This window comes from Sporosarcina sp. P13, assembly GCF_002743055.1.
Taxonomy (GTDB): Bacteria; Bacillota; Bacilli; order Bacillales_A; family Planococcaceae; genus Sporosarcina.
Genome location: NZ_PDYM01000005.1, coordinates 51741 through 64342, shown reverse-complemented (window position 1 = coordinate 64342; position 12602 = coordinate 51741). Strand labels below are relative to the sequence as shown.

12 protein-coding genes are annotated in these 12602 nt (G+C 40.7%); 9 read left to right on the top strand and 3 right to left on the bottom strand.

The window, feature by feature from the left end:
* Nucleotides 1–126: 126 nt before the first annotated feature.
* Nucleotides 127–909: an aspartate dehydrogenase gene (nadX, locus tag CSV79_RS04395; RefSeq protein WP_099687817.1), complete on the top strand. Its 783-nt coding sequence runs from the start codon at nucleotides 127–129 to the stop codon at nucleotides 907–909.
* A 119-nt stretch (nucleotides 910–1028) separates the two neighbouring features.
* Here nadX and CSV79_RS04390 read toward each other — a convergent pair whose 3' ends face one another.
* Complete coding sequence (locus CSV79_RS04390; protein ID WP_099687816.1) at nucleotides 1029–1643, bottom strand: nucleotidyltransferase family protein; 615 nt, start codon at nucleotides 1641–1643, stop codon at nucleotides 1029–1031.
* Nucleotides 1640–2638 (bottom strand): XdhC family protein, encoded by a 999-nt coding sequence (locus CSV79_RS04385; RefSeq protein ID WP_099687815.1) that lies wholly within the window; start codon nucleotides 2636–2638, stop codon nucleotides 1640–1642. Before CSV79_RS04385 ends, CSV79_RS04390 begins: the two co-directional genes overlap by 4 nt.
* Before the next feature lie 143 nt (nucleotides 2639–2781).
* Here CSV79_RS04385 and CSV79_RS04380 point away from each other — a divergent pair, with 143 nt between their 5' ends.
* Genes CSV79_RS04380 through CSV79_RS04360 form a run of 5 tightly spaced genes read left to right on the top strand, consistent with a single transcriptional unit; the run spans nucleotide 2782 to nucleotide 7564 of the window.
* On the top strand, nucleotides 2782–3657 hold the full coding sequence (locus tag CSV79_RS04380) for a YIEGIA family protein (protein ID WP_233201364.1): 876 nt from the start codon (nucleotides 2782–2784) through the stop codon (nucleotides 3655–3657).
* A gap of 39 nt (nucleotides 3658–3696) precedes the next feature.
* Nucleotides 3697–3888: a capping complex subunit for YIEGIA gene (locus CSV79_RS04375; protein WP_099687814.1), complete on the top strand. Its 192-nt coding sequence runs from the start codon at nucleotides 3697–3699 to the stop codon at nucleotides 3886–3888.
* A gap of 24 nt (nucleotides 3889–3912) precedes the next feature.
* Nucleotides 3913–6258, top strand: coding sequence for a xanthine dehydrogenase family protein molybdopterin-binding subunit (locus CSV79_RS04370; protein ID WP_099687813.1), 2346 nt, complete (start codon nucleotides 3913–3915; stop codon nucleotides 6256–6258).
* Complete coding sequence (locus tag CSV79_RS04365; RefSeq protein ID WP_099687812.1) at nucleotides 6255–7091, top strand: FAD binding domain-containing protein; 837 nt, start codon at nucleotides 6255–6257, stop codon at nucleotides 7089–7091. The genes CSV79_RS04370 and CSV79_RS04365 overlap by 4 nt, the downstream gene beginning before the upstream one ends.
* Nucleotides 7088–7564 carry a (2Fe-2S)-binding protein gene (locus CSV79_RS04360; RefSeq protein WP_099687811.1) on the top strand — a complete coding sequence of 159 codons (477 nt, stop codon included), beginning with the start codon at nucleotides 7088–7090 and terminating at the stop codon, nucleotides 7562–7564. Before CSV79_RS04365 ends, CSV79_RS04360 begins: the two co-directional genes overlap by 4 nt.
* Before the next feature lie 44 nt (nucleotides 7565–7608).
* On the opposite strand, the gene CSV79_RS04355 is transcribed toward CSV79_RS04360, so the two are convergent.
* The gene (locus CSV79_RS04355; protein WP_099687810.1) at nucleotides 7609–7995 is read right to left on the bottom strand and encodes a hypothetical protein; all 387 of its coding nucleotides are present in this window, start codon (nucleotides 7993–7995) and stop codon (nucleotides 7609–7611) included.
* Between the two features lie 331 nt (nucleotides 7996–8326).
* Here CSV79_RS04355 and CSV79_RS04350 point away from each other — a divergent pair, with 331 nt between their 5' ends.
* From CSV79_RS04350 to CSV79_RS04340, 3 genes are all read left to right on the top strand, one after another.
* A complete protein-coding gene (locus tag CSV79_RS04350) occupies nucleotides 8327–9514 on the top strand; it encodes an AAA family ATPase (protein ID WP_099687809.1) in 1188 nt (395 codons plus the stop codon).
* A gap of 14 nt (nucleotides 9515–9528) precedes the next feature.
* On the top strand, nucleotides 9529–10968 hold the full coding sequence (locus CSV79_RS04345) for a VWA domain-containing protein (protein ID WP_233201363.1): 1440 nt from the start codon (nucleotides 9529–9531) through the stop codon (nucleotides 10966–10968).
* Nucleotides 10969–11077: 109 nt separating this feature from the next.
* Nucleotides 11078–12598: a DEAD/DEAH box helicase gene (locus tag CSV79_RS04340; RefSeq protein WP_099687808.1), complete on the top strand. Its 1521-nt coding sequence runs from the start codon at nucleotides 11078–11080 to the stop codon at nucleotides 12596–12598.
* Nucleotides 12599–12602 lie beyond the last annotated feature (4 nt).

The following is a 12602-nucleotide window of genomic DNA, read 5'->3' as shown; positions in this document are numbered from 1 at the left end:
GTTTTGCTATCTTCACTCAAAACCATAGTATTCAATGATGATATTGTTTATGTACAAATAGGGTATTTAAAAAGAAAGCCATCGATTTCTTATAAAAGTATATAATGAAGAAAGAGGTGTTATGAAATGAAAATTGGAATCATCGGAACTGGCAATATTGCACAATATGTATTGGAAAGTATTAATGCTAATAAACGGTTAGAGGGTGAAGTTACATCGATATTTGGTCGCAATCAAGAAGTAGGGCGACGTCTAGAATCGCAATATAAAGCGAAATTCTATACGGATTTTGAAGAATTTCTTGATTCTCCTATCGATATTGTAGTAGAGGCGGCAACGATTGGTGTTGCAATTAACTATATGGAAGAGGTCTTGAAAAGTAATAGAGAGTTGATTCTTAGTAGTATAGGCGCTTTTAAAGATATCAAGTTTTTGAAGGAAATGAAAGATGTGGCGCGTGCTTTTGGTCAGCATATTTATTTGCCATCAGGTGCGATTGGCGGATTAGATCTTTTGCAATCGGCGAATTCACTTGGTGGTCTTAAAGAAGTTGGCATTACGACTAGGAAATCATATGAATCGTTGGGACTTGAACGTAAGACGGTAGAGGAATGTATTTTCGATGGGGTGGCGCTTGATGCAATTGAAAAGTTCCCTAAAAACGTCAATGTTGCGTTATTGCTTTCAATCGCAGGACTTGGTGCGGATCAAACGAAAGTACGTGTCATTGCAGATCCCGAAATCAAACGTAACACACATACTATCGAAGCAATCGGAGATTTCGGGAAAATGAATTTGATGATTGAAAACGAACCGATGCCGAATAATCCGAAGACTAGCTACCTCGCAGCATTAAGTATTTTAGCAACGTTACAAAACAGAGATAAAGCCATTACAGTAGGAAGCTGAATTAGAATGGACAAGTCGATCTGTATAATAGGAACTAATAAGTAGTCTGTGTCAGTCAACGGTTATTAGGTTTTCTAGCAGGAAACTAAAAATAGTAGTCGCGAAATGAGAGAGGAACATCATTTCGTGGCTACTATTTTTTTGAACTCCAAATAATCATCTTTCGTATCGATATCAAAGACCAATCTTTTATCAGTACAAGGTAATAAGATTCCTCTCTGTAGTAATTTACCGCGAAGAATAGAACGAGCCCCTTTGTCACCACGTATTTTTAATAGCTCTGGATACATTGATGATGTGAAAAGAACAGGCGGCATAATCGTTTGTTCAAATGAAGTAGCGACGAATGGACAAGTCGGATTACTTTTTAAGCAGTTAATCATATTCGTAATCATTTGAACTGTAATGAACGGTTGATCGGCTAGTAAGATCATCACAGCATCTGCCGAATTTTTTTGGGCTTGTTGAATACCACGTCGTAAGGATTCGGATTGACCTTTATGTGAAGATGGACATTTGATAATGGTGCATGCAGAGTTCAATTGTATGTGCGGAGATAGCCACTCCACAGGGTCTGTGTCTTTTGTAATGATATAGATTTCATCGAGTGGCGATCGTAAAGCAGTTTCGAGTGCCAAACTGCCGACAGTCCGCATTCCTACTGGCAAAGCTAATTTATGTCTACCCATTCGGCTACTATTTCCAGCGGCTAAGTAAATTCCTACAATTTTCAAAGCATCTTCCCCTGCCTTTGCGCTATTAGTTCTGCGACGATACTAACTGCAATTTCTTCGGGACCATCCGCACCAATAGATAGACCTACCGGTGAATGGATTTTGCTCGGTATGTTCTTACCAAGTAAGCGTGCAGTCCTTTCTTTTGAACCTAAAACCCCGATATACAATGTTTCGCATTGAAGCAAATGCTGTATGATTTTTGCGTCCAACTGAAAATCATGCGTCATAAGGACAACCGAATCTAGCGGGTTAAATAGCACGTTTGAAATTAATTCTTCAACGTCTCCCACATGAAAGGAAGTTGCTGATGGGAAATTCTTTTTATTGCATAATTCACTTCGCCAATCAAAGAGATGGACTGCATAGCCAACGCGTTCGGCAAGATGGGCAAGCGGTTGTGCGTCAATTCCTGCACCGACAATATAAAGTTTAGGTTGTGGCCAAATTAGTTGGAAAAAGAATACGTCATCATCGTTTATGAGCGAATTAGTAATCGTTTGAAAAGGGAGTAATTCATCTGAAAGTTGTGGTATTTCCAATTCAATAGTACCGAAAACTTTTCCTTGCTGATCTATACATCCATACTGGTTGAATTTCTTTATGGAATGAATGATATACATAGGCTCGTTTGCTAGTAAACGCTTTTGCGCGAAATCAAGAAAGCTACGATAATCGGAATCGATGTCACGTAAGAATACAGTTACTATACCGTTACAACCCATGCCGCGTCCCCAACCGAGGTCATCTTCCGCACGTAAATCATATTGCATGATTTCTGCTTTTCCTGTATTAAACAAGTCATTTGCTCGTTCATGAATATCATTCTCTAAACAGCCGCCACTTATAACACCAATGCGCTTACCATCCTCTTGTATTAGCATCCATGTACCTTCTTTTCTATATGAAGAACCCTCAACATTCACAATGATAGCTAATACGACTGCTTTCGGATTTTCTAAAACAGTTTGAATCATTTGTTGAATCGATTGCAAATTACCACCTCGTTTCTTGCAATCTACTATTGCCACTCGAGTGTCGTTCTATTCGTTATATTGATACACATTCATATTATATTTTCGTCTGATTATGGAAAGGATAGGAGCTATAACATATTTAATTGTAGGAGAGGATCGCTTTGAGTGATTATTTGCTTCCTGTTGTAATGGGAGTGGTTTTTGGTTTTTCGGCACGTTTACTATTATTACGAACGGACTTTCGGCAATACCCAACGTATCCAACGGGACAAATTATTCACCTTTCCTTTGGCTTCATTGCGGCATTTATCGGGGCAGTCGCAACGCCAGCAGTTTTGGAATCTGACTGGACTGCTGTGACATTCCTTGGGTTAGCCGCCACACAATTTCGTGAAGTACGAAAGATGGAAAGAGAGTCACTGCAAAATATTGATGCATTTGAGTTGGTGAAACGTGGGATTCCATTTATCGAGGGAATGGCACAAGCGTTTGAAAGTCGAAACTATTTGGTGATGTTTACAGCGCTTATCACCACATTATGCGCAGTGTATTCCTTTTGGCTAGGAATAATCGGTGGAATTGTTTTGTTGCTAATTGTGAAATTCCGTAAGTCAGGAAAAGTACTTCAGGAAATTGCAGACGTTTCGGAAGGAGAGATTCGTTTTGAAGGAGCCACACTCTTTGTAGACGATATTCTTATAAAAAATGTGGGCTTGGCTGATACAAGAAAAATTATTACGGATAAAGCGGTTGGTGTAATTGTTACACCAAGAAATCAAAATGGTATTGTGACGCTATCCTACCTTGGGCAACGGCAGGCAATGTTGCATCATATAGCGACTGTATTAGGAAGTTATTTAGACTCTGGTGAACCTGCGTTGGTTCCAATGACGAAAAGGGACATGGCGGATGGGCGAATTGCACTGTTCATGTTGCCAAGTGAAAAGGACTTTCATCAAGTACGAGCGGTGCTGGAGCAAGTACCAATTCTTGATAGTGCCATTCGAATGCCTAAGGAAGCACATAAAGGAAAGTAGGATACACCGGTTATTCACTACTAGAAGGAGTTGTGCACATTGGAAAATCAACATGCGGAAATTGTAGCGGTGGTCACGATGAAAAGAGAAAATGTGGTGGCTGGTGGTGCAACAATTTTTATTGTGAAAGATCCACAGGAACTACAAATAACTGCATTAACGCTTGAAAAGGTATTGGATGCTACATCGCACGAAATAGATGCAGACACACTTATAGTCGTGGCGCATTAGATTGCTTTTGGGAGGTCAAAGTTTGTGGCAAATAAAATATGGACAACAGTAGGCACACCTGAACAACGGATTGATGCAGTGGAAAAGTCGACAGGAAAAGTTCGATATGTTGGGGATTATTCAGTTCCAGGCCTAATGCATGCAAAACTTGTGAAAAGTACACAAGCACATGCCAGGATTACATCCATTGATACAACGGAGGCATGGAAAATACCAGGTGTACGTGCCGTTGTAACAGGAGAAATGTTTCCGTTTCACATCGGCCCCATTTTGGCAGATCGTCCCCCTTTAGCATTTGAAAAAGTACGATATTACGGTGAGCCTGTCGCGATTGTCGTTGCAGATCACGAACATCAAGCTAAATTAGCTACTACAAAAGTAAAAGTCGAATATGAACCTTTACCTATTGTGAATTCCGTCCAACAAGCTTTTCAACAGGACGCCCCCCTCGTTCATGAAAATGCAGGACAGTATACGAAAATCATAGACAATGTCTATCCGAAATCAGGAACAAATATTGGCAGTCATATTAAGATTCGTAAAGGAGATTTTGATAGCGCGTGGGCCAGCTGCGAAGAGACGATTACAGCGAATTATTCGTTCAATCTTTCGGATCATGTGGCATTGGAGACACGAAGTACACGAGTAGAAATCAATCCTGCGGGTAAGGTCATTGTGCATTCGTGTAGCCAATCTCCATTTACTATAAAAAAAGTACTTAATCAGTTTTTTAATGTAGATGTAGGAAATATACTGGTCCACATTCCAATGGTTGGTGGAGCATTTGGAGGAAAGGGAACGGTTCAATTAGAACCTCTCGCTTATCTTGCTTCAAAAGCGGTCGGTGGGAAATTAGTAAAATTAGAATTTGATCGAGAAGAAGATATGATAACAGGACCTTGTCGTATAGGTCTTGACGCAACCGTACAGCTGGGTGCAACGAAGGAAGGGAAATTGGTTGCGGGTAAGTATACGTACTTACTCGATTCAGGTGCTTATTCAGACCAGGCAGCAGGAATTACTAGAGCAGCTGCGATAGATTGTACAGGTCCCTATCATATTCCGAATGTATGGTGTGACTCATACTGTATATACACAAATCACCCATTCGCGACTTCATTTAGAGGTTATGGACATCCAGAGCTGACATTTGCGGTAGAACGAACGATTGATCAACTAGCTAAAAAGTTACAAATAGATCCTGTGCAATTTCGTATTTTAAATGGCATCAAACCTGGACATACATCGCCTACTCAAACTGGATTAACTGCCAACAATATAGGGGACGTGGAGAAGTGTCTTAACCGTGCAAGAGAATTAATTAAATGGGATGAAGGCCAAAAGATCGAAATCGGTAAAAATAAAGTACGTACAAAAGGAATTAGTCTATTTTGGAAGACATCGACCACTGCTACGAATGCTCAAGCAGGTGCGATTCTAACATTTGAAGCAGATGGCAGTGTCAATTTAAATTGTGCAGCGATCGAGTTAGGGCAAGGGACGAAAACGGTTCTTGGACAAATTCTTGCGGAAAAGTTAGGAATGGACATGAAGAAAATCCATGTCACGATGGAAACGAATACGCAATATGATCCGCATCAATGGCGAACAGTGGCTAGTAGCTCGACGTTTCTCGCGGGACGTGCGGTTATTTCTGCGGCGGAAAATGCAATTGCTCAATTGAAAAAAACAGCTTCTATTGTATTGCAATGTACTCCAGAAGACTTGGAAGTGGGTGGCGGTCGTGTGTTTTTAACGCCTGATCCAACGTTTGGAGTGGAAATAAAAGATATTGCGATAGGATACACCTATCCAAGTGGCCACTCGATAGAAGGGCAAGTTGTAGGTGTCGGAAAGCATGTTCAGCGGCATTTGACACCGATGGATGAACAAACGGGCTTTGGTAAACCAGGGCCGTGGTGGTCGGTTGGTGTCCAAGCAGTGGAAGTGGAATTGAATACACGGGATTTTACGTATTCGATACTTAACGCAGTGACTGTTCTTGACGGAGGAACGATTATTAATCCGATGACAGCCACACAACAAATGCGTGGCGGTATGTATATGGGACTTAGTTACGCAACGAGTGAGAAGTTTATATTTGATCATAACGGAGTGGTTCAAAATACAGGGCTTCGAAATTATCCGGTGCTTCGGTACGGTGAGCAACCAGCAGAATATCTCGTTGAATTTATTGAAACGCCAGCTGCAGACGGACCTTTTGGTGCTAGAGGTATAGGGGAGTACGGTGTCATTGGGGCAGCTGCATGCTTGGCTAACAGTCTTTCTGTCGGTACGGAAGTGGAACTTACTCAATTGCCACTGACGCCGGAAGTTATTTGGCAAGCGAAGAAGGTGGAAAAACAATGATTGCTTTTGATTTCAACTACATCAAACCTGCTACAGTGGCGGAAGCAAATCAGACATATACTATGGTTCATGATCAAGGCGACCATGCGATGTACTTCTCCGGCGGTACAGAAATCATTACAAGGGCACGTGTGAATGAGCTGAAAGTAGATACGGTTATAGATATTAAAGAAATTGCGGAATGCACTGTCATGGAAGTGCAAGACGACAAATTGGTTATTGGTGCCGCTATGTCATTAAATCACATTACGAATTCTAATTTATTTCCGTTGTTAGGAGAAACCATTAAGAAAATTGCAGATCATACTTCGCGTAATAAAATTACAATCGGCGGCAATATCAATAGCGAATTAATCTATAAGGAAAGTGTTTTACCTCTTTTATTAGTAGATGCTAAAGTGAAACTAGTGAAAGGAACGAAAGAGAAAATTGTCCCATTATCTTCTGTATTTGATAAGAAGCTGAAAGTACAGGCTGGGGAGCTGTTGCTGCAAGTGATTATTGACACAGAGTATACCAAGTTACCTTATGCAAGTCTTAAAAAGACCAGATTTTCTAAGGTAGGGTATCCCGTTATTTCAGCGGCGGCGATTGTAAAGGATAAAAAAATTCGTATCGCTTTTAGTGGGGTTTGCGAGTACCCTTTTCGATCACAAGAAGTCGAAAATATATTAAATGACTCCAAGAAATCAGTAAGCGAAAGAATTGAAAAAGCAATAAACAGTCTTCCTACAAACGTTTTGGATGATCTTCAAGGATCCAATGAGTACCGAGTGTTTGTCTTAAGAAATATGCTGTACGACATAATGGAAGAAATGGGGATGGGGGAATGAATATAAAGAATAAACCAACGAAGAAAGTCATTCATTTACATGTGAATGGAGAAACGCACGAAGCGGTTGTTCGAGCCTCGGATACTCTGTTATGTACGCTGAGAGAGCAACTAGGATTAACTGGGGCTAAACGTGCATGTGAAGATGGTGATTGTGGTGCTTGTACGGTACTAGTCAATGGGGAACCCACACATTCTTGTCTTTCATTAGCTGTTGAAGTCGTAAACAAGCCAATTACGACGATTGAGGGTTTGTTGAATTCTCCGGTTCAATCAGCATTTGTTGATCACTGGGCGATTCAATGTGGTTTTTGCACACCTGGTTTTATCGTCAACTGCCATGCGCTTATAACGAATCACCCGAATGCATCGGAAGAACTTGTAGAAGAGTGGCTGCAATCAAATATTTGTAGATGTACAGGCTATCAAGAGATTCGCGAGGCTGTGAATAATTTATTGCAAAAAAGTCAATAAAAAGAGCGCGTAGTAGGTTCCGTTCGGAATCTACTGCGCGTTTTTTACCCTTTTTGAAAGCTGTTATTTCCACTGTTAAGAGATTGAATAAGTTGAAGAGTTTGTGCTGCTTGCTTAATTTGTTGCTGAACTTGTTCTAATTGCTGCTGTTCGGGTGTGGTGGATTGGGTAATTGATATTCCTTGCATATAATTCAGTTGCTGAATGGCTTGTTGTAACTGTTGCTGTGCTTGTTGCAAGGACGGGATATCGTTCATCGATGCCATCTGCTGAATAGTCTGTACGGCTTGTTGCATAGCTTGCATGGCTAATTTCTTTTTGATATCAAACTGTTGTTCAGCTGGTGTTTGGTTTTCTTTTAGCTGTTGTTGTTGCTGTTTAATTTGTTGCTCTTTAAAACTTTGATCTTGTTTTTTAGCTGACGCTTCCATATGATATGCTCCTATCTATAGGCATTTATACGGTTTAGTATGCCCAAGTAAGAAATAAAGATTCAATATTTAAAAATGATTTGGATCAGAACACTTAAATATCAACTAAATTCTCAGCGTAATGAATGAAAAATATATTAGTTCAGGAAAAATTCTAAAATAGTGAAAAAGAAAAGGGTTAGGTAACGGAAACATCATGAAGGCAAATATATTACCACACCGAGGTTAAAATGACGGAATTTCAAGCAAACTGTTGAGTAAGACTGTGTAGTACGGGAATCCGTTACGCGGAAGGCTGTGTATTTCGAATACAAACTAAGGGGAATGCTACATGATAAATAAAAACTTACAAAGGCTAGAAGAAATTAAGTGCTCACTCAATGCAAAATTTTACGAACGCGAGAGTGAAGTGGAAGGGATTTTAGTTGCTCTGCTTTCTCGCCAACATATGTTGATGATTGGACCTTCAGGAACTGCAAAATCTGCATTGTCTGTGGAACTTGCTAAAATTGTCGAAGGTACTTGCTATTTCCAATGGTTATTGACGAAATTCAGTACGCCAGAGGAAGTTTTTGGACCGTTATCATTGAGGGACTTGGAACAAGGAGTGTACAAACGAAACACTGCAACAAAAATGCCAGAAGCTCATTTAGTATTCCTAGATGAAATTTTCAAAGCCAACTCGGCAATTCTGAATTGTTTACTGACGCTTATAAACGAACGACTTTTCTATAATGATGGGTCACCTGTCAAAGTTCCACTCATATCCGTGATCGGTGCGTCCAATGAATATCCAGAAGAAGGGGAAGGACTAGAAGCGTTATTTGACAGGTTTCTTTTACGCTATGAGATTGACTTCATTGCGGATGAAGCGAACTTCGTTTCCATGCTGAAAAATGATGGCGAAACTGTGGAGACTCCTTCCATGCATTTGGACGACTTAGTGAAGCTACAAGAACTGACAAACAAAGTCGCAATTCCTGACGAAGTGTACGATACACTATCAACAATCCGAAGAGAGTTGCAAGATGAAGGGATACAGCCATCTGATCGTCGCTTCAAACAATCCCTATGTGTATTGAAGGCGAAGGCATTAATCAATAAGCGGGAAACTGTACAAATTGATGATATCGCGATACTTGAAAATGCTCTTTGGGAAACGCTAGACCAAAAAGAAGTCGTATCGAACATTGTCCACCGACATGCGCTAGATAGCGTTGCACGTACGCTATCTTCCATGGAGAACGAAGCGAATGAAATTTATGACACAGCAGTTCGTGATCAATCCACAGAAGCGGGCATGGAAGCGGTAAAGAAGATCGGAGCATTAAATGCAGATCTGAATAAACTGAAAGAAAGTAATTCAAGTCGTTCAACAGAAATCGACATATTACTAAGTAAGTTACATTCTATGAAGAACGAAGTGGAAAGCAGCAGGTTAGATCACTCGTATTATGGAACAACCGATGGAAAAAAGAACAAAAATGATAAGCGCCTTGGAGTCTTTTTCAGAATGTGAGAGGGGTGGGTTTCATGAAGCGAAGCAAAATCATTAGGGATCACCGCTCCGTATTGAATACTGATGCATTTGACAAAAGAAGGTTCAAAGAGTTGTTTGCGATGTCTGAAGGCCTTCAGAAAGTGCGAGAAGAAGGAGAATTACCGACAACGGAGTCGCTCCTAGGTGATATATGGGCAGCTTTATACAAAATGAAGCCCCAGCTCTTAAAAGAAGTAGTCGATAGTTCATTGAAGCCGAACCGAACGATAATAGAAAAGCTTCTGACCGACCAGCACTTCGAAGAATATAGAAGGTATACGCGACTAGACGATTTGGCAGCGACTGTCTGTGCAGTAAAGTTTGGTGAAAAGATCAATTCATGGCTCGCAGAGGTGAAGGTAGAAGACAAGGAACTGCAAGATCGATTGGAAGCGGTGCAGGCATTGCAAGATAAAATGCCAGTCCGACAAGCAGAAGAAATGGAGAAGGCTGAGGGTGGTTTGATACAGGATCTTGAAGAGGCATCCGTTCAATTGAGCGACAAGCTAGAGCTCACACTGGAGACGAATGGTGAACGTTTCCTACAAGCAATGGATGAAGCGGTAGAAGAAACTATCAAAGTGAAAGAGAGTGTAATTTCTTTAATGGGCGGTTCTAGCACGGGGAAAGGGGACGCTGAACTGAAGAAAGTGCCGCTCCGTGAACAATTAGCGGTAGCTGATAAAGTCGCCACGGATCCAAAGATGCAGGAAATTGCGGATTGGGCAGGACGTTTCAAAGAAGTGGCACGCAAGAAACAACAGTCCACTTATGTCGATGCGATGGAACGGCGAGGCGTGACGATAGGTAATGAAATAGAGCGTCTTTTGCCGATGGAATTAAGCTTATATAGTCACGATGCTACGAAAAATGATTTTTTACGTCGCTTTGCTGAAGGCGAAACGATGCAATATGAGCAGAAGAAACAGGAGAAGCTTGGGAAAGGTCCTATCATATGTTGTTTAGATCAATCGGGCAGTATGAAATTGCTTGATAACCAATCAAAAGGCTTTATATTAGCGTTACTGTCAATTGCAAAAAAGCAGCGCAGAGACTTATGTGTGTTGCTATTTTCAACAACCATTCAACTAGATACATATGTAAAAGGGAAAATCTCAAGCAATGAGTTGATTCGCTTAGCCAGAACGTATCTAGGTGGCGGAACGGATTTCACACAATCACTCGAAGGGGCATTGAAAGTGATTGAGCAAAGCACATTCAAACGAGCCGATGTGATTTTCGTGACGGATGGAGAAGACGAAGTAAGTAAGGAGTTCCTGAAAAGGTTCCGTGAAAAGAAGAAGCTAAAAAAATTCAACGTTCTTACATTGGTAGTCGGTAATGATACGGATGTAGCTGAATCATTTTCAGACCGTGTGTTTCACGTCACTGAATTTGATGAAGAGGGTAGTTTTACTGCTTTCGAAATTTAATCCGTAAACTGTGAGAAACCCCAACTGAGGGGTTTTTCTTTTTAGAATTCATAAGAAACTCTTTTTTGGACACCCTACTACTAATGAAAATGTACGCAGAGGTGAAGAGATGCAACTAGAAAAGTCAACTGTCTGGCAAGAAGGTTTCCTTGAAAGACTAGAACAACGAAAGCCTTGGGACTCTTGGGAAGTATATAAAATGAGCTACACCATTGCGAAAAAACAGCTAATCGATAGCTTTACAGGTCTTCAATCATTGAAATACTTACCGTGTGTCAAACCACTTGGCCATCAACTAGAGGTGGCAGAGCGGGTCATTGGAGAGATGAATGGCAAAGCGATACTGGCAGATGAGGTAGGCCTTGGTAAGACGATTGAAGCGGGTCTGATCCTAAAGGAATACTTAATCCGTGGGCTGGTGAAAAAAGCACTCATCTTAGTACCAGCTTCTCTCGCCAATCAATGGGTAGAAGAGTTACACACGAAGTTCCATATCCCTGCGCTACTGTATAAAAAGAATTATGAACTAGATTATGTGGATGTTGTCGTTATGAGTATGGATACCGCAAAACGTAGTCCCCATAAAGAGAAAGTACTTGCGCAAGATTATGATTTAATCATTGTAGATGAAGCGCATAAATTGAAGAATCATCAAACGATTAGCTATAAGTTTGTGGAAAATCTAAAGAAAAAGTTCTGTTTATTGCTGACGGCTACACCCATTCAAAATGATATATTCGAATTATTTTATTTAGTGACGTTGCTGAAACAAGGGCATCTAGGAAATTATGAAGAGTTCTCATCTATATTCTCAACGAAGAAACGCAATGCGGAGCAAGAAGAATATTTAAAGGAATTAGTCGGTCAAGTAATGGTTAGGAACAGACGCCAAGATACTGGAGTTGAATGGACAAAGCGTAAAGTGCAGGCGATTCCTGTCGAGTTTACATCTAGTGAAAAAGAGACTTATCGCATCCTGTCAAAACTAAAAGAAGTATCTCCTGTCTTTGCGGATTCATTTACAACACTTACATTGCAACGCGAAATGTGTAGTAGCCAAGATGCTGTATTCGTTACATTAAGCAAATTACTCGAGGAGTGCACAAGCCCACAAGAGAAAGAGCATGTGAATGCAATTATGCGGCAACTGGTGCAACAGTCTACGCATTCGAAAGCAGATAAGGCGGTCGAACTTATTACACAAGCGAACGATAAGGTCATCTTATTCACGGAATATCGTGCGACCCAACTCTATTTGAGTGATGTCTTATTTTCGAAAGGCATATCGAATGTCATCTTCAACGGACGGTTAAGCAAAAACAGTCGAGAGTGGATCAAGCATCTGTTCCAGCAAAAAGCACAAGTACTGATTGCCACTGAATCGGGTGCTGAAGGTATCAATCTACAGTTTTGCCATCATGTGATCAATTATGACCTACCTTGGAATCCGATGAAATTGGAGCAGCGAATTGGACGGGTGCATCGTTTAGGTCAAGCGCATGATGTCCATATTTATAATTTAGCTGTTCAAGACACGATTGATGATCATATTTTAGGTGTGCTCGAAGGTAAGATAGAAACATTTGAAAAAGTAGTAGGGGAGCTGGATGATATTTTGACGACACGATAAGCGT